Here is a 20229-nt window from a genome sequence, read left to right as displayed (position 1 = left end):
CCGCAGTATTCTTGGGGCGCCCCCCCCCCCGGCGCCCCCCCCGCGCCCGCCCCCCCCCCCCCCCCCCCGCCGCGCGCGCCCGCGCCGCCCCCCCCCCCCCCCCCCCCCCCCCCCCCCCCCCCCCCCCGGCCCCGTGTCCTAGATCTTCTCGATCGGGGCGTGGCGCATGATCAGCCACATGGTCTGGTCACCGAAGTCGATCTGCGCCCGGGCACCCGGGCCGTGTCCCTCGACGGCGACGACCCGGCCCAGCCCGTAGCGCTGATGGTTGACCCGGTCGCCGGGCTCCACCTTCGGCGCCTGCTTGAGCTCGCTCGCGGTGGAGAGCCGGCTCGCGTCGATGCCGAGGCGCTCGGCGATGCGCTGCGCCTTCGGCGTGCCGCCGGCGAAGCCACCACCTCGGGCCCGGTCACCGCCACCGCGGCCACCCACCCCGCCGCCGGTGCCGGACCAGGACGTGTACGACCCGCCGGTGCGTTCCCAGCGCACCAACTCGGTCGGCAGCTCGTCGGTGAACCGTGACGGCGGGTTGTACTGCGGCTGACCCCACGCCGACCGGGTCACCGCCCGGGACAGGTAGAGCCGCTGGCGGGCGCGGGTGATCCCGACGTAGGCCAGCCGGCGCTCCTCCTCCAGCTCGGAGTTGTCCGACATCGCGCGCATGTGCGGGAAGACGCCGTCCTCCAGGCCGGTCAGGAACACCACCGGGAACTCCAGGCCCTTGGCCGTGTGCAGGGTCATCAGCGTGACGACACCCTGGTGATCCGGATCGTCGGAGGGGATCTGGTCGGCGTCCGCCACCAGCGCGACCTGTTCCAGGAAGCCGGCCAGCGTGGCCGTCGGCGCCTCCGGGTCCTCCTCGTCGGCCTGCGACTCCACCCGCTCGGTGTACTCCCGGGCGACGCTGACCAGCTCCTGCAGGTTCTCCACGCGGCCCTGATCCTGCGGGTCGAGGCTCTCCTCCAGCTCACTGAGCAGGCCCGACCGCTGCAGGACGGCCTCCAGCACCTCCTCCGGCGGGGCGGTGGCGGACAACTCCCGCAGGTCGTCGAGGAGCTGCACGAAGTCGGCGATGCTGTTCGCCGCGCGGGTCGAGATGCCCGGCGCGTTCCGCGCGTGACGCAGCGCCTGACCGAACGAGATCCGGTCCCGGTTCGACAGCGCCTCGACGCACGCCTCGGCCCGGTCGCCGATCCCCCGTTTCGGCGTGTTCAGCACGCGGCGGGTGCTGACCGTGTCGTCCTCGTTCACGACGGCCCGCAGGTACGCCAAGGCGTCGCGCACCTCCTTGCGCTCGTAGAAGCGCACCCCGCCGACCACCTTGTAGGGCAGGCCGACGCGGATGAACACCTCCTCGAACACGCGGGACTGATTGTTCGTCCGGTAGAAGACGGCCACGTCGCCGGGACGGACGTCGTGGTTGTCGGTCAGCCGGTCGATCTCCCGGGCCACCCAGTCCGCCTCGGCGTGCTCGGTGTCGGCGACGTAACCCACGATCTGCTCGCCGGCGCCCTGGTCGCTCCAGAGGCGTTTCGGCTTGCGGGACGTGTTCCGGTCGATCACCGCGTTCGCCGCGGAAAGGATCGTCTGAGTGGAGCGGTAGTTCTGCTCCAGCAGGATGGTGCGCGCGGACGGGTAGTCCCGCTCGAACTCCAGGATGTTGCGGATCGTCGCGCCGCGGAACGCGTAGATCGACTGGTCGGCGTCACCGACCACGCACAGCTCCGACGGATCCTGGTCGTCCTTGCCGACCAGCTCGCGGATCAACGTGTACTGCGCGTGGTTGGTGTCCTGGTACTCGTCGACCAGGACGTGACGGAACCGCCGCCGGTACGCCTCGGCGACCAGTGGATGCGACTGGAACAGGTGCACCGTGGCCATGATGATGTCGTCGAAGTCCAGCGCATGGGCCTCGCGCAGGCGGCGCTGATACAACTCGTACGCCTCGGCGACGGCCCGCTCGTTCGGCCCGTTCGCCCGGCCCTTGAACTCCTCCGGGTCGACCAGCTCGTTCTTCAGGTTCGACACCTGGGCGGCCAGGCCCCGCGCGGTGTAGCGCTTCGGGTCCAGATCCAGCTCGCGGGCGACCAGCGTCATCAACCGGCGCGAGTCGTCCGCGTCGTAGATCGAGAACGTGCTCTTCAGGCCGGCGTGCTCGTGCTCGGCCCGCAGGATCCGGACACAGGCCGAGTGGAACGTCGACACCCACATCAACCGGGCGCGCGGGCCGACCAGGTGGGCCACCCGCTCCTTCATCTCCCCGGCCGCCTTGTTCGTGAACGTGATCGCGATGATCTCGCCGGGGTGCACGTCCCGTGCGGCCAGCAGGTAGGCGATCCGGTGGGTCAGCACCCGGGTCTTGCCCGAGCCGGCGCCGGCCACGATCAGCAGCGGCCCACCGGCGTGGGTCACCGCGTCCCGCTGCGGGCCGTTCAGACCCTCGAGCAGCGCGGCGGGATCGACCCGCCGGGACGGCCGGGGCGTCTGGGGCGGAACCGGGCGAACCGCCGGCGGCGCCGGGGGCGCCGCCGCCGTGGGCAGCGGGAACAGGGCGTTGTCGGAAGGATCTGAAGAAGGTCGCATCGCGGGAGCCAGTGTATGCCGACCCTCTGACACGACATCGCACCGTGGCGGCGCGGACATCGGTGTCCGGCAATTTACATGTCACCTCGAAGTGGTGGCGCCGGACCGGCCGATCAGCGAGTCTGATCCCGTTGCCTGATCGTCCACTGAAGATTCGGGGATCGATGTCATGACTACTCCGCTCCGGCGGCGCATCGGCGTCCCGGCCGTTGCGCTGGCCGTCGCCGGTGCCCTTTCGACGCTGCCCGCCGCTCAGTCCGCGGCGGCCGCGCCACCAGCCGAGTTCACCCCGGTGACCGCTTCCTACGGAGGCGGCCAGCACGGCGCCTCGGTGGTCGAGGGGCAGATTCTGAGCTACAACGACTTCCACGGAGCGATCGACCCGCCGACCGGCAGCGGCGCCGTCGTCAACGCCGGGGGCACGAGCACGCCGGCCGGTGGTGTGGAGTACCTCGCGACGTACCTGAAGAAGCTGCGGGCCGAGGCCAAGAGCGAGGGGCGGGCGACGATCACCGCCGGCGCCGGTGACCTGATCGGCGCGTCTCCGCTGGTCAGTGCCGCGTTCCACGACGAGCCGACGATCGAGTTGATGAACACGATCGGCCTGCAGGTCAGCTCGGTGGGCAACCACGAGTTCGACGAGGGCGTGGACGAGCTGATCCGGATCCAGCGCGGCGGGTGCCACCCGGTCGACGGGTGCCAGGACGGTGACCCGTACCGCGGGGCGAAGTTCAGCTACCTCGCCGCGAACACCATCGACAACAAGACCGGGCTGCCGATCCTGCCGCCCGTCGAGATCAAGTACGTCAAGGGCGTGCCGGTCGGCTTCATCGGCCTGACGCTCGAGGGCACGGCCGGCATCGTGAACCCGGCCGGGATCAAGAACGTGCACTTCACCGACGAGATCGTGACCGCGAACAAGTGGAGCAACATCCTCAGGTCGTTCGGGGTCAAGGCGCAGGTGCTGCTGCTGCACGAGGGCGGGTCGCAGGGCTCGGCCACGCCGACCCCCGGCGTCTCCGACTGCGTGAACTTCTCCGGCCCGGTGGTGGACATCGTCAAGGGTCTCAACCCGGAGATCGGTCTCGTGGTGTCCGGGCACACGCACCGCTTCTACAGCTGCAAGGTGCCGGACAGGACCGGCCAGGACACCGTGGTGACCAGCGCCGGCACCAACGGTCAGCTGATCACCGACATCGACTACTCGCTGAGCAAGCGGACCGGCCGGTTCACCGAGATCACCGCGAAGAACGTGATCGTGGAGAACGGCGTCCCGGACGGCAACGGCGGCTGGAAGAAGGACGCGGCCGGCGTGTACCTGAAGAACCCGGACACCGTCGACGCCGCGGCGAGGAAGGTGGCCGACAAGTACCGTGTCGCGGTCGCGCCGCTGGCCAACAAGGTGATCGGCAACATCTCCGGTGACATCGCGCGCACCAATACCGCGGCCGGCGAGAGCCCGCTCGGCGACGTGATCGCGGACGCCCAGCTCGCCTACACCACCGGCAGCGGCGCGCAGATCGCCCTGATGAACCCGGGCGGCATCCGCGCCGACCTCGACGCCGACCAGTCCTCCGGCGGTGAGGCGTACGGCCAGGTCACCTACGGCGAGGCGTTCACCGTCCAGCCGTTCAACAACCTGGTCACCACCGAACCGCTCACCGGCGCGCAGCTCAAGAGCGTGCTGGAGCAGCAGTTCGCCGGGTACGCCGGGCAGACCACCACCAAGATCCTTCAGGTCTCGGCGGGCTTCACGTACACCTGGAGCGCCTCGGCCGCCCTCGGCTCACGCGTCAGCAACCTCGCGCTCAACGGCACGCCGATCGACCCGGCCGCCACCTACCAGGTGACGATCAACAACTTCCTGGCCAACGGTGGCGACGGCTTCAGCAACCTGGTCGTGGACCCGGCCAAGGTGGTCACCGCGCCGGGCTTCGACATCGACGCCCTCACCGCCTACCTCGGCCGGGGCACGGTCGCGCCCGGGCCGGCCAACCGCATCTCCACCACCTCCTGATCACCCCCGCGGGGAGACCGGCCGGCGCCGGGTCCCAACGTTCGGGCGGTTTCCTTGCGGGGTGGTCCGGGAGCGGGGCATACTCGGCTTCGTGATCCAGCAGGCGCGATTTTTTTACTACGGCACCGGAAGTCCGGCAGCCGTGGGTCGCCCCTGAACGACAGACCTACTTCAAGCCCCGGGCTTCCACAGCCCGGGGCTTGTTGCTTCCCGGGCCGGGCTGTCCGGGGCGATGAGCACCCGAGGAGCACGATCATGACCGCCGACGTGATGGACCAGTCCACCAACACCGACAAGCCCGCCGCGGCTGCCGCCTCGCCCACCGCCCAGCCCACGGACGAGCCGGCGAGCTCCGCGACCGTCACCGACAAGGCCGCCGCCGCGGCCACCGCGCTGGACGCCTCGACCGGTGCGGGCCGTCCGCTGGCCGCCGACGAGATCCGCGCCATGCGCGAGCGGATCGACGAGATCGACCAGGCCATCATCGACCTCTGGCAGGAACGTTCCCGGCTCTCCCAGGAGGTCGGCAAGACCCGCATGGCCTCCGGCGGCACCCGCCTGGTCCTGGCCCGCGAGCGGGAGATCGTCGACCGCTTCCGCGCGGCTCTGGGCCCCGACGGCACCCAGGTGGCCCTGCTCCTGCTCCGCTCCGGCCGCGGCCCCCTGTAACACTCCCGGCCGAAGCCGGCCCTCAGCGCCGGCGCGGCCTGGTCGGCCGGCAGCCAGGGGTGGTTCTCGAGGTCGGAAGCACCTCTCGGCGCCAGCCGGCCGGGGGCGAGCCGCTCTGCGGGCGGGGTGCGGCGGGCGTCGCGGCCGATGCGGGCGGTGGGAACCGGTTCGGTGCTCTGACCGTGCCCACCCACGGACGTCGCCCTTGCGGGCTGAGCGTTCAGGGGCGCCCCGCGCCCCTGCTCGGACCGGAAGGGTCCCCGCGGGAGCAACGGTGAAGGACCACGGCGGACGTGGGACAAAAAGCTCTTGAACTTGATTCTGCAATGGCGAAGGCCGGGCCGGAAGGATCCGGCCCGGCCTGCTGCCCGGGTTCAGCGACCGTGCACGACGTCGCGGATCTCCGCGAAGTGGCACGCGCTGGGGTGCGGGGAGCGCTCGCGGATCTGCAGCAGGGGCTCCTGCTGGGCGCAGATCTCCGAGGCCTTCCAGCACCGGGTCCGGAAGCGGCATCCGGACGGCGGGTTCGCCGGGGACGGAACGTCGCCTTCCAGGACGATCTGGTCACGGTGGCCGCGCAGGCGCGGGTCCGGAACCGGCACGGCGGAGAGCAGCGCCTGGGTGTACGGGTGCGTCGGCTGGTCGTAGATCGCCTGATCGTGACCGGTTTCGATCACCTTGCCGAGGTACATGACGGCGACCCGGTCAGAGATGTGCCGGACCACCGACAAGTCGTGCGCGATGAAGATGTACGACAGGCCGAACTCGTTCTGCAGGCGCTCGAGCAGGTTGATGACCTGCGCCTGGATGGACACGTCGAGGGCCGACACCGGCTCGTCGCAGACGATGATCTCAGGCTTGAGCGCGAGCGCGCGGGCGATGCCGATGCGCTGGCGCTGACCGCCGGAGAACTGGTGCGGGTACCGGTTGATGTGGTCGGGGTTGAGGCCGACCGTGTCCAGCAGGTCCTGCACCGCGCGCTGCCGGCCGCTCTTCGGGACCACCTCGGGGTGGATCGCGAACGGCTCGCCGATGATGTCACCGACCGTCATGCGCGGGTTGAGCGAGGTGTACGGGTCCTGCAGCACCATCTGGATGTTGCGACGGGCCCGCCGCAGCTCGGCGCCCTTCATGGTGACCATGTTCTGGCCACGCACGTTGATCGAGCCGGCGGTCGGCTTCTCCAGGCCGACCAGCAGCTTGGCCAGGGTCGACTTGCCGCAGCCGGACTCGCCGACGACGCCGAGGGTCTCGCCGCGGCGCAGGTGGAGGTCGACGCCGTCGACGGCTCGGACCGCGCCCACCTTGCTCTGGAAGACGATGCCCTGGGTGATCGGGAAGTGCTTGACCAGACCCTTGGTTTCGAGGACTACGTCACTCACCGATGACCTCCCGGAAGAAGTGGCAGCGTGCCGTGCGGTACGGCTGGTGCGAGACCTGGTAGGCCGGCGGCGCCGGGTCCTGCCGGCAGGCGTCCCGCGCGTAGGCGCACCGCGGGTTGAACGCACAACCCCGCGGGATGTCGGTCAGCGCCGGCGGCAGGCCGCGGATGACGCTGAGCTGCTGACCCTTCATGTCGAGCCGGGGAATCGACTCGAGCAGGGCCCGGGTGTACGGGTGGGCCGGGCGCGCGTAGATGTCGTAGACGGGCGCCTCTTCGACGACCTTGCCCGCGTACATCACCGAGATCCGGTCGGCCACGTCCGCGACCACGCCCATGTCGTGCGTGATCAGGATCAGGCCCATGTTGCGCTGCCGCTGCAGGTCCGCGAGCAGGTCCATGATCTGCGCCTGCACGGTGACGTCCAGAGCCGTGGTGGGCTCGTCGGCGATCAGCACCTCGGGGTCGAGCGCCAGCGCCATGGCGATCATGACACGCTGCCGCATACCACCCGAGAACTGGTGCGGGTAGTCGTCGACGCGCGTCTTCGCACCAGGGATCTTGACCTGTTCGAGCAGGTCGATCGAGCGCCGCTTGGCCTCGGCGCGGGACAACCCGCGGTGCTTGCGGAACAGCTCGCCGAGCTGGAAACCGACGGTGTAGACCGGGTTCAGCGCGGAGAGCGCGTCCTGGAAGATCATCGCAATCCGGTTGGCCCGGACCTTGCGGCGCTGTTCCTCGGGGAGTTTGAGGAGGTCGATGCCGCGGTACTTGATCTGGCCCTGCGTCACGAAGCCGGGCGGCGAGTCGAGAATGCCCATGATCGCTTGCGCGGTCACCGACTTGCCACAGCCGGACTCGCCGAGGATCGCCAGCGTCTCGCCCGGGGAGAGCAGGAAGTTGGCGCCGTTGACGGCCTTGGCCACACCGTAGTTGGTGCGGAACTCGACGTGCAGGTCGTTCACTTCGAGCAGAGGTGCGCGCGGGTCGACGCCCGGTAGGACGTCCATCTGCGCCTTGATATCCGTCACAGGGTCACCGCAACTTCGGGTCGAAGGCGTCGCGCACCGCGTCGCCGAGCATGATGAAGGCGAGCACCGTCACGCCGAGGAAGATCGCCGGCCAGACCAGCGGCCACGGCTGGGTCCGGGCGAACTGTGTGCCCTCGGAGATCATGATGCCCCAGCTGATCGCGTCGCCCTTGAGGCCGACACCGAGGAACGACAGGGTCGCCTCGCTGGAGATGTTGATGCCCAGGAGCAGCGTCAGCAGAACGATGTACGACGCGATGGAGTTCGGCAGGATGTGCTGGAAGATCAGCCGGGACGGCTTCGCACCCAGCATCCGGGCGGCCGCCACGTAGTCCTGCTGCTTGGCCGAGATGACCGCGGAACGCATCACCCGGGCGCCGGAGGTCCAGCTCAGCAGACCCAGCGTGAGGGTCACGGCGAAGACGCCGTCGCTGTGCGCGTCGGACGAGAGCCGGCGGGAGAGCACGATGCCGGCCAGCAGGAACGGCACGCCCAGCATGATGTCGACGAACCGGGACAGGACCGCGTCCACCCAGCCGCCGAAGTAACCCGAGGCCAAGCCGAAGATCAGGCCGATGATGCCGGAGACGACCGTGGAGAACACGCCGACCCGGATCGAGTTGAAGGCGCCGTGGACGACCTTGGCGTAGACGTCGCAGCCCTGGAAGTCGTACCCGAAGAGGGCGTTGCCGGTCGGGCCCTTGTACTGGTTGGAGAGCGAGCACGCCCGCGGGTCGGCGGAGGTGAACAGGGTCGGCCAGAACGCCATCACCATGATGAACGCGACCAGCACGATCGCGATCCAGAAGATCTTCCGACGGCGCAGGTCGGCCCAGGCGTCCGCGGCGAGGCTCCGCGGCTTGTCCTTCTTGACCGGGCCGCGGGGCACGTTCGGCTGACCGCCGGGCGCCTCGGCCGCGGTCACGGTGTTCAAGTCACTCATAGCGGATCCTGGGGTCGAGGGCGGCGTACAGAAGGTCGACGAGCAGGTTGATGAACAGGAACAGGATCACCAGGATGCTCACGAAACCGACCACGAGCGGGCCGTCCTCGGTGTTGATGGCCCGGGCGAGGTTGAAGCCGACACCGGGAATGTTGAAGACGTGCTCGGTGACGATGGCGCCGGCCAGCAGCGTACCCAGGTCGACACCGATCAGCGTGATGACCGGGATGAGCGAGTTACGCAGGACGTGCACCCAGATGACGCGCATCCGGGTCAGGCCCTTGGCCCGCGCGGTGCGCACGTAGTCGGCGCGAAGGTTCTCCACCACCGAGGTTCGGGTCACCCGCATCTCCGGCGCGATCACGATGCACGCCAGCACGATGGCCGGCAAAAGCAGTTGCCAGAACGTCGCGTCCCGTGTTGCGGTAGGCGGGAACCAGCCGAGCTGAATACCGAAGATCAGCTGGAACAGGGGCGCGATCACGACGATCGGCATGGCCAGGAGGACCAGGGTGACGACCAGCGAGAGGTTGTCGAAGATGCCACCCCGCTTGATGGCGGAGTAGACACCGGCGGTCACCGAGACCAGGGCGGCGATGACGATGGCGATGACCGCGAGCCGGGCGGTCACGGGCCACGCGTCGACCATCATGTCGGCGATCTTGCGGCCGGTCAGCGAGGTACCGAAGTCGCCCTGGAACAGGCCTTTCATGTAGTACCAGTACTGCATGAAGAAGCCTTCATCCAGGTGGTACCTCTGGGTCAGCGCGAGGCGCTGACTCTCCGTGATGGGTCGTTCGCCGGCCAACGCCTGGATGGGGTCGTTCTGGTTGGCGAAAATCAGCGCGTACACCAGGAAAGTGGCACCGAAGAAGGTGATCACCATCTGTAGTAAGCGCCGCACAATATAGCGGAACATACGGGTTTAGCCTCTTCCGCGGAAGAGCGCCGGCCTCGTGAGCACGGCGACAATGACGTTGGGGTAACACAGTGGTGGCGCCACGGTTTCACATTCTCCGTGACGCCACCACCGGTCGAGCAGTCAGGTCAGATCAGCCGACAACTTCGATCTTGTACAGGTTGACCTTCTGGAACAGGTCGACATCGACGTTGTTGACCTTCGTCGAGTAACCGAAGACGTTCTGCTGGGTGTAGATCGGAGCAACCGGCAGCTCCTTGGCGAGGATGTCCTCGGCGGCCTGCCACTTGGCGATCGCCTCGTCGGTCGTCTTGGCGACGACGCCTTCCTTCACCAGGTTGTCGAAGGTCGGGTTGCTGTACCCGTAGTAGTTCGAGGAACCGGTGGTGCTGTACAGCGGGCCGAGGTAGTTCTCCATCAGCGGGTAGTCCATCAGCCACGCGAGGCGGATGAGGCCGATGTTCTCGTGAGCCTTCGCCTTGGTCAGCAGGTCGGAGAACTTGGGCTCGCCGACGCCGACGCAGTTCACGCCGAGAGAAGCCTTGATCTGGTTGCACGTCGCGTCGATCCAGGCCTTGTGGCCACCGTCGGCGTTGTACGTGATCTTGATTTCCTTCGGACCGTTGGCCGCGGTGTAGAGCTCCTTGGCCTTGGCCGGGTCGTACTTGCAGTTGTCGCCACAGGTGTTCTCCCGGTAACCGGCGACGACCGGCGAGACGAACGACGTGGCCGGCGTACGCGAGCCGAGGAAGATCTGCTCGGTGATCTCCTGGCGGTTGATCGCCATCGAGATCGCCTGACGGACGCGCAGGTCCTTGTACTCCGGGAGGTACTGCGGGAAGCCGATGAAGCCGAAGCCCGAGTTCGGGCTCTTCTTGAACCGGTCACCCAGGTCGGCGGAAGCCTTCGACAGGCTCTCGATCGGGATGGTGGTCTGCACGTCGACGTTACCGGCGACCAGGTCGGCGTACTCGGCCTGCTGGTCCTGGTAGATCTTCCAGGTGATGCCGTCGACCTTCGGAGCGGTGCCCTTGAAGTCGGCGTTCTTCTCGACGACGATCTGGGAGTCGTGCTCCCACTTGCCCTTCATCTTGAAGGGGCCGTTGCCGATGATCGCGTCCTCGAAGCCGTCGGCGAGCACGCCCTCGGACTTCCAGGCGGCCTTGGGCAGCGGGTAGAACGCCGTGTAGCCCATGACGGACTCCCAGCCCGAGAACGGGCCGTCGAGCGTGATCGAGAAGGTGGTGTCGTCAACCTTCTTCAGACCCGTCAGGGTCTTCGCCTTGGGCTCCGGAGCCTTCTGCGGGCCATCCTTGTCGGGGTCAACCGACTGCATGTCCGCGTAGCCCTGGATCTTCTCGAAGAAGTACGAACCCTCCTGGGCGTTCGGGCCGTAGGCACCGTAGTTCCAGGCGTTGATGTAGTTGTCCGAGGTCACCGGCTCGCCGTTGCTGAACGTGAAGCCCGACTTCAGCTTGACGGTCCAGACGGAGTTGTCGGCGTTCGGGGTGATCGACTCGGCGGCGACCGGAACCGGCTTGTTCTGGGCGTCGAAGTCGACGAGCGGGTAGAACAGCGACGACAGAACCTCGGAACCGTTCGACTCCGTGGAGTTCGACGGGATGAGGTGCTGCGGCTCGCCGATACCGATCACGACCGTATTAGTAGTGGAGGACGAGTCGTCGGACCCGCCGCCACCGCAACCAGCGGCCAACAAGGCGATGGCGGTCGCACCGACCGCCATCTTCCATGGGGCTTTCCCAAGCATGGGAGTGTCTCCTTCAAGGGCGCTCACGAGGGGTTGTGTGAGTAGCTGCCACTGTGACACAGGGGCACTGGAACCAAAGAGCGCCGTTATCAAGCCGATATTAGCCGTTTACGTCCGTACGCACGGCCAAAGATCGTTCTTTCGGCCGATTCGACTGGGCTGAGCTGCACGTACTCCCCGTAGTGGCCGAACGTACACCGAACGCAGCCGATCATGTGATCTTCGGTGACACTGAGTTGATCTCGGCTCAGACGAGCCGCCGGTCCGCCGCCCATCGTGACAACTCGTAACGGTTACTCATCTGGAGTTTTCGCAGCACATTGGACACGTGCGTTTCGACCGTCTTGATCGAGATGTACAGTTCCTTGGCGATTTCCTTGTACGCATAACCCCGCGCGAGAAGCCGCAGAACCTCCCGCTCCCGGTTGGTCAGCTGGTCCAGCTCCGGGTCGGCGACCGGCACGTCCGGCCGGGAGGCGAACGCGTCCAGCACGAAACCGGCCAGCCGTGGGCTGAAGACCGCGTCGCCGTCGGCCACCCGGCGCACCGCCGCGGCCAGTTCGTCCGGCGAGATGGTCTTGGTCACGTAACCCCGGGCGCCGGCACGGATCAGGCCGATCACGTCCTCGGCGGCGTCCGACACCGAGAGCGCCAGGAACTTCACCTGCGGATGCGAACGCCGGACGGCCTCCAGAACCGCGCGGCCGCCGCCGTCGGGCATGTGCACGTCGAGCAGCACCACGTCCGGCTGGATCGTGCCGATGCGGTTGATCGCCTCGGCCACCGTGCTCGCCTCGCCGACCACCTCCACGTGCCGGCCCAGCTCGGCGCGCACCCCGGCGCGGAACATCGCGTGGTCGTCCACCAGGAAGACGGTCAGCCGGCCGTCCGACTGGGTCACGGGCTCGGTCATCGTGCTGACTCCTTACCGGCGGTCACGCTCTCCCGGACGGGAAGGGTGAGGCGCACTTCCGTACCGTTGCCGGGGGCACTGCGGATCTCCGCACGGCCACCGTGGCGCTGCATGCGCCCGATGATGGAACCACGAACCCCGTGCCGTGTCTCCGCCACACCGCTCAGATCGAAGCCGGCGCCACGGTCACGGACGAAGACGCTCAACTCGTCCGCCTCGACCTCGGCGTAGAGCGAGACGGTCTGCACCCCGGCGTGGCGGGCCGCGTTGACCAGGGCCTCACGCGCGGCGGCGACCAGGGCCGCGACCCGATCGTCGCACTGGGTGTCGCCGACGACGACGGTCTCGACGCTGATCGCATACGTGTCCTCGACCTCGGCGGCGGCCTGCTCCAGGGCGGCGGCGAACCGCTCGGTCGGCGAGGCGGTCGGCTTGTAGAGCCAGTTGCGCAGGCTGCGCTCCTGGCCGCGGGCCAGCCGCTGCACCTCCTTGATGTCGGCCGAGTTGCGCTGGATCAGGGCCAGCGTGTGCAGCACCTGGTCGTGGATCATCGCGGCCACCTCGGCCCGCTCCTGCTCGCGGATGCGGCCCTCGCGCTCGGCCCGCAGCTGGCCGAACGTGCGCCAGACCAGCGGCGCCACCACCACCCCGACGCCGAGCAGGCCGACCAGCGCGAAGATGAAACCGTTGAACACCGCGGAGAGCGAGTCGGCCGGCGAGTAGATCGCGACCACGCCGATCACGCCGATCGCGACCAGGATCCCGCCGCCGATGAAGCGGAACATGAACGAGCGCCGGTCGGTCTCGCCGACGATCGCGGCCATCCAGCCGGACGGCGCGTTCGCGTCGGCCCACTGCTCGCGGCGGCTCGGATCGGACTGGTGCCAGATCACCCCGGCGCCGACCGCGACCACCGCGATCATCCAGCCCACCGTGGTGGCAACCTGGTCGCCGAAGACCAGCGCCTGCAGCAGCACCACGCCCAGGCCGATCGCGGCGAACGGGACCAGGGCGGCGAAGTCGCGGCGGGCCGGCTGCTCGTCGTTGCGCGCCTCCTGCGGCAGGACCGCCCAGTAGGCCGCGTAGAGCAGCAGGCCCAGGGCGTTGAAGCCGAGCAGCACGACCAGGCTGATGCGCACCGCGAGCACCGGCACGCCCAGGTGGCGCGCCAGCCCGGAGGCGACGCCGGCCACGATCCGATGATCGCGCGGGCGGTACAGCCGGCGCGGCTGGGTCACCTGCGGAGACGGAGCGGCGGTTGTCGTCACCCTCCGATCGTCACACGTAGCGCAAGCCCTGACCACGGGGATCTCCCCCGCCCGGATCTCAGGGTGGCCTCAGGGTCGGCTCCTGAGGCGGCTCGGGTCCTCCCGGCCGCAGGATCGAAGCATGAACGAGGAAGCCGCCGAAGCCCGTACCCCGGAAGCCGGGCCGCCCCCGCCCCCGGGTGCCAACATTCCGCCGTGGCTGACCGCGGCCCAGGCCGCGTTCGCCCGTCAGCAACTGGTCCGCCCGCGGGAGGGCCGCTACATCGCCGGGGTCTGCGGCGCGCTGGCCCGGCGCACCAACACCGACCCCGTGCTGTGGCGGGTGCTGCTCGCCGTGCTCGGCGTGCTGGGCGGCGCCGGCGTGCTCTTCTACCTGATCGGCTGGCTGGTCATCCCGTCCGAGGGCGACACCGCCTCGCCGGTCGAGGGCCTGCTCGGCAAGGGTCAGTCCGGGATGTCGCCGCTGTCGGTGGTCCTGCTCGGCGCGGCCGCGCTGCTCACCTTCTCGTTCGTGGTCAGTGACGGCGCCCGGGCCAGCATGCTCGCGGCCGCGGTGCTGGTCGGCGCGTTCCTGCTGATCAAGCGGGGGACGCCGGCCGGGACGTTTCCGCCGCCCCCGGCACCGCCGCCCGGCCCGGCTCCGGCCGGCCCGGCCGGCCCGGCCGAGGAGCCCACTGCGGCGTTCGCGGCGCAGCCCACGGCCACGGCCGCACCGGCCACAGAACCGGTGACCGCTTACGAGCCGCCCCGCTGGACGCCGCCGCCGGCCGACTCCGGATACCGTCCGCCGTTCGCGCCGCACGGCCCGTTCGCGAGCTCGTCGGGCTACCCGCCGCCGCCCGCTCCGCCGAAGCCCCCGAAGCCGCCCAAGCCGCCGAAGGAGCGCTCGATCCTGGGCCGGCTGACGTTCTTCGCGATCATCGTGGTGATGGGCGTGCTGGCCGCTCTCGACATGGCCGGGCTGAACGTGGCCGTCTCGGCGTACTTCGCGGCCGCCCTCACCACCATCGGCCTGGGCCTGCTGGTCGGCACCTGGTTCGGCCGTGCCCGCGGCCTGATCTTCCTCGCCTTCCTGACCACTATCGGTCTGCTGATCTCCACAGGCACCGAGCGGTGGGGCGGCGAGTTCCGCGACAGCGTGTACCGTCCGGCCACCCTCGCCGAGGTCGCCGACTCCTATGAGTTCACCCTCGGTAACGTCACGCTCGACCTGCGCAGCGTCGACTTCACCGGCGCCGACCAGAGCGTCACGGTCGACATGAAGGTCGGCCAGCTGCAGGTCCTGCTCCCCGACAACGTCGACACCACCACCCAGGTCCACGTCGGCGGCCGGGCCGAGATCTTCGGCCAGGAGTACTCGGGCTCCGGCGCCGGGTCGCAGACGGTCACCGACCTCGGCGCCGACGGTGCCGGCGGTGGCAAACTCGCTCTCGACCTGCGCCTCGACACCGGAAACCTGGAGGTGATCCGATGAAACCGCACCGGATGGACGCCGTCTCGCTCACCTTCGGCCTGCTCTTCCTGCTGGTCGCCGCGTGGTGGGCGGTCTCCCGGGTGGTCACGCTGCACCTGCCCGCGCTGGGCTGGACGGTCGCCGGCGGCCTGATCCTCTTCGGGGCGATCGGTCTGCTCGGGGCGATCACTTCCGGACGCCGCGAGCAGCCGGACCCGATCCCGGTCGCCGCCGAGAGCCGGGTGGAGACCACGCCCGGCGACCTGCCGCCCGAGGTGCACGCCTCGATCGTGCAGGAGCTCCTGGAGGACCCGGCCACCAAGTTCGAAGCCGAGCACCCCGACCGCAAACCGGAGAAATGACCCAATACCCGCCCACGGTCCGACAGCCGTGGGCGGGGCAATATGCTCGCGGAATGACCCAGTTCCCCGCCGTGTCCGCCACGCCCGTTCCGGCCGTCGGAGCCCGGGCCGCCCGCGCCCTCACCGCCGAATTCGCCCGGCAGAACGCGGCCACCACCGCGCTGCTGGTCGGGGCCGATCACGCATCGACCGTCGTCGCCGCCGCGGTCGAGGCGCTGTTGCCCGGCGACACCCTGACCCTGATCGCCGGCGAGCACAGCAGCGCCGACCTGCTCCGCGGCCACATCACCGGCCTGGGCAGCTGGGTCGCCGACCGGGTGAAGATCCTGGAGTCGCTGGACGAGGCGCAGACCGCCGACGTGGTCATCGTCGGTGAGCCGCAGACCGGCACCGCCGAGGAGACCCGCGGCCTGATCGACAAGCTCGCGAAACACCTCAACGACGGCGGTGTGCTCAGCATCGCCACCCCGGCCGGCCCGGGCCGCACCCAGGGCGCCGCAGCCGAGCTGTTCCGGCAGGGTTCGCTCTTCGGCGTCGGCTCCGACCTGGTCGTCCGCAACCAGCCGCCGCTGCGCGTGCACAAGCTGCGTTTCACCCCGGCCGACGTGGCGACCGCGGCGACCCTGGCCCCGACGTTCCGCACGTCGAGCGTCCCGGTGACCCGCACCATGCACATCGACTCGAACGGGGTCGCCGCCGCCGGCATCGCGCTCGGCCTGGCCGCGCTGGCCCGACGGGCCCGGCCGAAGTCGAAGCTCTGGCTGATCCCCGCGCTCGCCGCCGCCCCCGTCGCCGCGTTCTTCCGCGACCCGGAGCGCGACGTGCCCACCGACCCCACGGCGATCATCGCCGCCGCCGACGGCAAGGTGCTCTCCGTCGAGCGGATCCGCGACGACCGCTTCGGCCCCGGTGAGTTCCTGCGCATCGCGGTCTTCCTGTCCGTTTTTGACGTGCACGTCAACCGCTCCCCGGTCGCCGGCCGCGTCGCCGACTACTTCGTCGAGGAGGGCGGTTACGCCAACGCCGCCACCGCCGCGGCCGAGCACAACGTCGCGGCGTACACGGTGCTGGACACCGAGCGCGGCACCGTCGTCGTCGCGCAGCGCACCGGCCTCATCGCGCGTCGCATCGTGCAGCGGGCGCCGGTCGGCACGCTGGTCGCCAAGGGCGAGCGCTTCGGCCTGATCCGCTTCGGCTCGCGCACCGACGTGTACCTGCCCGCCGACGAGGCGGAGGCGCTGGTCGGCGTGGACGAGCGGGTGATCGGCGGGGCTACGGTCATCGCTCGCTGGCGCTGACCGTCATTGATCAGAGGCCGTGGCTCTGCGCCGCGGCCTCTCTTCACGTCTTCACTTCGAGATCACATTCAAGACCCTCATGTCCCGTCTCCGCTGTGGTCGCCCTCCGCCGCTCCCGCGGGGACCCTTCCGGGCCGAGCAGGGGCGCGGGGCGCCCCAGAACGCTCAGCCCACAAGGGCGGCCTCCGTGGCGGGGCACGGTCGGACCAAACCCCGCCCTCGCCGACGCCCGTGCCCGCAAGCGCCACCCGCAAGCCGGCGCCGCACGCGAACGCCCGCCGAGCACACCCGAGCCCGCGCTTGGTCCCGGCCGCAGCGCACCCGGAGTCCCGGCCGGTTCGCACCGGTGTCATGACGCACGAATAACAACAATGAGAACCAGCCGGTATGCGGGAGTGCGACCGGAGCGGTGGCCCGGGAGATCGTTTGCGCGACGGGGCGAGGGGCGGGCGGCTCACGGCGTACGCGCAAATGGGGGTTGGAAAAGGCCGCCTCCGGAGAGGCGGCCTTGAGGGTGAGCGGGATCAGGCGCGCTTGGCGCGAACCCAGAGGATCGGGCCGCTGACCAGGTACGCCGCGACGATCAGGACGAACGTCATGCGGGGCTGCGTGAGCGCGCCGACCACCGGGAGCAGCCACAGCCACGGCGGGAGTTTCACGATGCGGGCGAGCTTCGCGTAAGGGAAGCTCGACACCATCGCGAACGCCAGGAGCGCGACGCCGGCGAGAACCGCGATGCCGGAGAGCGACGGCAGGCCGATCAGCACGGCCAGGGCGAAGACCGCCGCGGCCATCGTGGTGGGGACACCGCAGAAGAAGCGGCCGTCCTTCGGCGAGACGTTGAAACGGGCCAGCCGGATCGCGGCACACGCGGCGACCAGGGCGCAGGCGATGGCGGCGGCCGGTTTCGGCACCGAGTGGACCAGCGAGGCGTAGACGACGACGGGTGCGGCCAGGCCGAACGAGCACATGTCGGCGAGCGAGTCCATCTGGGCGCCGAACGGGCTGGCGACGCCGAGCTTACGGGCGAGCGCGCCGTCCAGGCCGTCGAAGGCGACGCAGGCGACCAGGCAGCCGGCGGCGATCTGGGCCTCACCCTCCATGGCGAGGAAGATCGCGAGCAGCCCGAGCCCGAGGCTGCTCAGCGTGCACGCGTTGACCAGGGCGAAGCTGACGCGGCGGGCCATCGTGTGCGCTCCGGGGAGCAGCGGGATGGGCGCCGGGACGGGCTTTTCCTCGTCGAAGGCGGGGGGTGTTTTCAGGGGAACTCCGGCGACGGGGAGGGTGTGGTTCAGCCCCGGCTCCGAACCGGTGTAGAGCACCTCGGCGCGGGTCGCGGTGGCGGCCCGGCTCGACTCGGCGTTACGGCGACCCACCCGGACCAGCAGAGCCTGCCGGGCGAGAGTCCCGCCGCGACGCAGACGACCAGCCCAGCGGCGACCGGCGGGACGGGGACTATCCGTCGATCGACGCCGGCGCCAAGGGGTACTCGGCACGTGGTTCCTCCATGGAGTTCGTGGTCACCGGCGTCATCCTTGATGCCCGGCGAATTGCGGCTTACACCATCGCACAGCGATCCGGCCTTGGCGAGAGGCCTTTTGGTCGCGCTGTGCTACGGGCCGCTCTCCGTGTTGCTGTGACGATTTTAGCCCGCCTGCGCCAAAGTCTCCTGGGCCAGTTCGGTCAGGGGCAGTTCGGCCACCTCACCGGGGGTGAACCAGGACGCCCGGTCGGTCGATCCACCGGCCGCCTCGGTGACGGTGGCGATGCCCGGTTCATCCACTCTTACGCGGTATACGACGCGGATCACATGCCAGTCGAGGGGTACACCCTCGGGGCCGAGCGCGGCTGGGTCGTATCGATGCCCCACGCTGAGTAGCCCCGAAATCTTGCCACGTTGTGAGGTTTCTTCATAAAGTTCACGAATGAGGCCCTGCTCCGGGGTCTCGCCGAAGTCGGTGCCGCCGCCGGGAAGGTGCCAGTTGCCGCCACCGGGGTAACCCTGGGTGATGCGGGCGAGCAGGATCCGGCCGTCGGAGTCGGTCACCCACCCGTACGCCCCGAAGCGCTGGACCCGGTCGCCACGGCGCACCGGCTCGTCGCTGACCGGCACCACGGCCGGCGCCTCGAACTGCACGCCGAGCGCCCGGGCGGTGAACGGCAGCAGCGGCAGCTCGGCCACCTCGGCGGACGGCACCCACTGGGCCACGTCGGTGGTGCCGTCGGACTCCGCCCGCAGATCGCCACCGGTGACCGTGACGTCGTAGAGGATCCGGTCGGTGTGCTCGACCGGGCCACCCGAGCCGGGCAGCGCGATCACATCGGCGACCACGGACCGGATGCCGGTGACGACGACGGCGAGGCCGGTCTCCTCGGCGAACTCCCGGACGACCGCGTCGCCCGGGTGCTCGCCGTGATCGACTCCACCGCCGGGGAGCGACCAGACGCCGGGGAACGCGCTGAGCTGCGACCCACGGGCGAGCAGGACGCTGCCGCCGGCGGCGCGGCAGACGCCGTACGCCCCCGTTCGTCTGATCTTCACCGGGCCTAGATTAGCCTCGCCGCCCGCAGGGCGTCCGCCGTCACCTCGGTCAGCTGGTCGGCGGCGAGCTCGGCGACCTCTTTGAGCGGCACCCACCGGGCCTCGGAGGTGGAACCGCCCACGTCGTGGATGATCACCTCGGTCGGGTGGTCGACGACGACGCGGTAGAACGCCCGGACGCCGTGCCAGTCGATCGGGTAGCCCTCCGGCCCGAGCGAGGCCGCGTCGCGGTGACTGGCGACGCCGAGCAGCTCGATGAGCCGCCCCGCCTGGCCGGTCTCCTCGACCAGCTCACGGATCAGCGCGGTGCCCGGCTGCTCGCCGTAGTCGGTGCCGCCGCCGGGCAGGTGCCAGCAACCGGCGCCGGGGTAGCCGGGGGCGATCCGGGTCAGAAGCAGATTCTCGTACGGGTCGGTCGCGATCGCGTACGCCGCGAAGCGTTGCGCCCGGTGCAGCCCGTCCGGCCCCTCGTAGGCGTAGAACGACGGGAACGTCGGCGGCACGTCCGGGCGCAGGTCGGGCGAGGTGGTGCTGAGCCCGAGCGCGGCCGCGGCGAACTGCCGCAGCTTCAGCTGCTCGGCCTCCTCGAGCGTGAACCAGCGGGCGAGGTCGGTGCCATGGCCGACCCGGTCGACGAGGGTGCCACCGCGCACCGACACGGAGTAGATCAGCCGGTCGGTGTGGATGGTGACGCCTCGGTGCGGCAGCGACCGCATGTCGGCGAGGACGTCACGCAGCCCGGTCACCGCGACGGAGAGCCCGGTCTCCGCCGCGGTCTCGCGGACGACGGTGTGGTTCGGATCTTCGCCGTGGTCGACGGCGCCGCCGGGCAGCGACCAGATCCCGGGAGTTCCGGATTTGGCCGAGGCCCGGACCAGGAGGACGCGGCCTTCGTCGTCGGTGGCGACGGCGTAGGCGGCGATCCTGCGGAGCGGTTCCAGTGCGGGGGTCACGAAGCGGCATTCTGCCCGGATTATGTTACCTATCCAGGACGTCTGTCGGGTTCCTGACAGTTGGATAGCGCTCCGTAACTGCAGGTCAGAGTGGATTCAGCCGCCCTGGGCGATTGATCCACTACTGAC

Annotated in this window: 16 protein-coding genes; 5 read left to right on the top strand and 11 right to left on the bottom strand. The window is 69.7% G+C overall.

The features are described from left to right. Positions 1-138: 138 nt before the first annotated feature. The gene (pcrA, locus tag ACH442_RS28890; RefSeq protein WP_396341239.1) at positions 139-2583 is read right to left on the bottom strand and encodes a DNA helicase PcrA; all 2445 of its coding nucleotides are present in this window, start codon (positions 2581-2583) and stop codon (positions 139-141) included. 169 nt (positions 2584-2752) lie between these two features. Between pcrA and ACH442_RS28885 the strand changes: the two genes are divergently transcribed. Both ACH442_RS28885 and ACH442_RS28880 read left to right on the top strand, forming a co-directional pair. Continuing rightward, positions 2753-4600, top strand: a complete 1848-nt coding sequence (locus ACH442_RS28885; RefSeq protein ID WP_396341238.1) for a bifunctional metallophosphatase/5'-nucleotidase — start codon at positions 2753-2755, stop codon at positions 4598-4600. Positions 4601-4855: 255 nt separating this feature from the next. Next, positions 4856-5269 (top strand): chorismate mutase, encoded by a 414-nt coding sequence (locus ACH442_RS28880; RefSeq protein WP_396341237.1) that lies wholly within the window; start codon positions 4856-4858, stop codon positions 5267-5269. A gap of 374 nt (positions 5270-5643) precedes the next feature. On the opposite strand, the gene ACH442_RS28875 is transcribed toward ACH442_RS28880, so the two are convergent. From ACH442_RS28875 to ACH442_RS28845, 7 genes are all read right to left on the bottom strand, one after another. After that, positions 5644-6651 carry an ABC transporter ATP-binding protein gene (locus ACH442_RS28875; RefSeq protein ID WP_396341236.1) on the bottom strand — a complete coding sequence of 336 codons (1008 nt, stop codon included), beginning with the start codon at positions 6649-6651 and terminating at the stop codon, positions 5644-5646. Next, positions 6644-7660 (bottom strand): ABC transporter ATP-binding protein, encoded by a 1017-nt coding sequence (locus tag ACH442_RS28870; RefSeq protein ID WP_396341235.1) that lies wholly within the window; start codon positions 7658-7660, stop codon positions 6644-6646. The genes ACH442_RS28875 and ACH442_RS28870 overlap by 8 nt, the downstream gene beginning before the upstream one ends. A 25-nt stretch (positions 7661-7685) precedes the next feature. After that, entirely contained in the window at positions 7686-8624 is a 939-nt protein-coding gene (locus tag ACH442_RS28865; RefSeq protein ID WP_396341234.1) for an ABC transporter permease, read from the bottom strand. After that, positions 8617-9543 (bottom strand): ABC transporter permease, encoded by a 927-nt coding sequence (locus tag ACH442_RS28860; RefSeq protein WP_396341233.1) that lies wholly within the window; start codon positions 9541-9543, stop codon positions 8617-8619. The genes ACH442_RS28865 and ACH442_RS28860 overlap by 8 nt, the downstream gene beginning before the upstream one ends. Before the next feature lie 133 nt (positions 9544-9676). After that, on the bottom strand, positions 9677-11311 hold the full coding sequence (locus ACH442_RS28855; protein WP_396341232.1) for an ABC transporter substrate-binding protein: 1635 nt from the start codon (positions 11309-11311) through the stop codon (positions 9677-9679). A gap of 247 nt (positions 11312-11558) precedes the next feature. Further along, positions 11559-12224 carry a response regulator gene (locus tag ACH442_RS28850; protein ID WP_396341231.1) on the bottom strand — a complete coding sequence of 222 codons (666 nt, stop codon included), beginning with the start codon at positions 12222-12224 and terminating at the stop codon, positions 11559-11561. After that, positions 12221-13462 carry a PspC domain-containing protein gene (locus ACH442_RS28845; protein ID WP_396341250.1) on the bottom strand — a complete coding sequence of 414 codons (1242 nt, stop codon included), beginning with the start codon at positions 13460-13462 and terminating at the stop codon, positions 12221-12223. Before ACH442_RS28845 ends, ACH442_RS28850 begins: the two co-directional genes overlap by 4 nt. Positions 13463-13613: 151 nt before the next feature. Here ACH442_RS28845 and ACH442_RS28840 point away from each other — a divergent pair, with 151 nt between their 5' ends. The 3 genes from ACH442_RS28840 to ACH442_RS28830 are packed head-to-tail and all read left to right on the top strand — an operon-like array spanning position 13614 to position 16605. Then, a complete protein-coding gene (locus tag ACH442_RS28840; protein WP_396341230.1) occupies positions 13614-14966 on the top strand; it encodes a PspC domain-containing protein in 1353 nt (450 codons plus the stop codon). After that, positions 14963-15307, top strand: coding sequence for a hypothetical protein (locus ACH442_RS28835; protein ID WP_396341229.1), 345 nt, complete (start codon positions 14963-14965; stop codon positions 15305-15307). The genes ACH442_RS28840 and ACH442_RS28835 overlap by 4 nt, the downstream gene beginning before the upstream one ends. A 53-nt stretch (positions 15308-15360) precedes the next feature. Beyond that, a complete protein-coding gene (locus ACH442_RS28830) occupies positions 15361-16605 on the top strand; it encodes a phosphatidylserine decarboxylase (RefSeq protein WP_396341228.1) in 1245 nt (414 codons plus the stop codon). A 524-nt stretch (positions 16606-17129) separates the two neighbouring features. On the opposite strand, the gene ACH442_RS28825 is transcribed toward ACH442_RS28830, so the two are convergent. The 3 genes from ACH442_RS28825 to ACH442_RS28815 form a co-directional block, all read right to left on the bottom strand. Then, positions 17130-18101 carry a CDP-alcohol phosphatidyltransferase family protein gene (locus tag ACH442_RS28825; RefSeq protein ID WP_396341227.1) on the bottom strand — a complete coding sequence of 324 codons (972 nt, stop codon included), beginning with the start codon at positions 18099-18101 and terminating at the stop codon, positions 17130-17132. 149 nt (positions 18102-18250) lie between these two features. After that, positions 18251-19147, bottom strand: coding sequence for an NUDIX hydrolase (locus ACH442_RS28820; RefSeq protein WP_396341226.1), 897 nt, complete (start codon positions 19145-19147; stop codon positions 18251-18253). Positions 19148-19152: 5 nt separating this feature from the next. Then, the gene (locus tag ACH442_RS28815; protein ID WP_396341225.1) at positions 19153-20100 is read right to left on the bottom strand and encodes an NUDIX hydrolase; all 948 of its coding nucleotides are present in this window, start codon (positions 20098-20100) and stop codon (positions 19153-19155) included. Positions 20101-20229 lie beyond the last annotated feature (129 nt).

The organism is Actinoplanes sp. NPDC020271 (genome assembly GCF_044388125.1).
In the GTDB taxonomy this organism is placed as follows: Bacteria; Actinomycetota; Actinomycetes; order Mycobacteriales; family Micromonosporaceae; genus Actinoplanes.
Note: the sequence above shows the minus strand (reverse complement) of the source record. Positions and strands in the feature narration are given on the sequence as shown.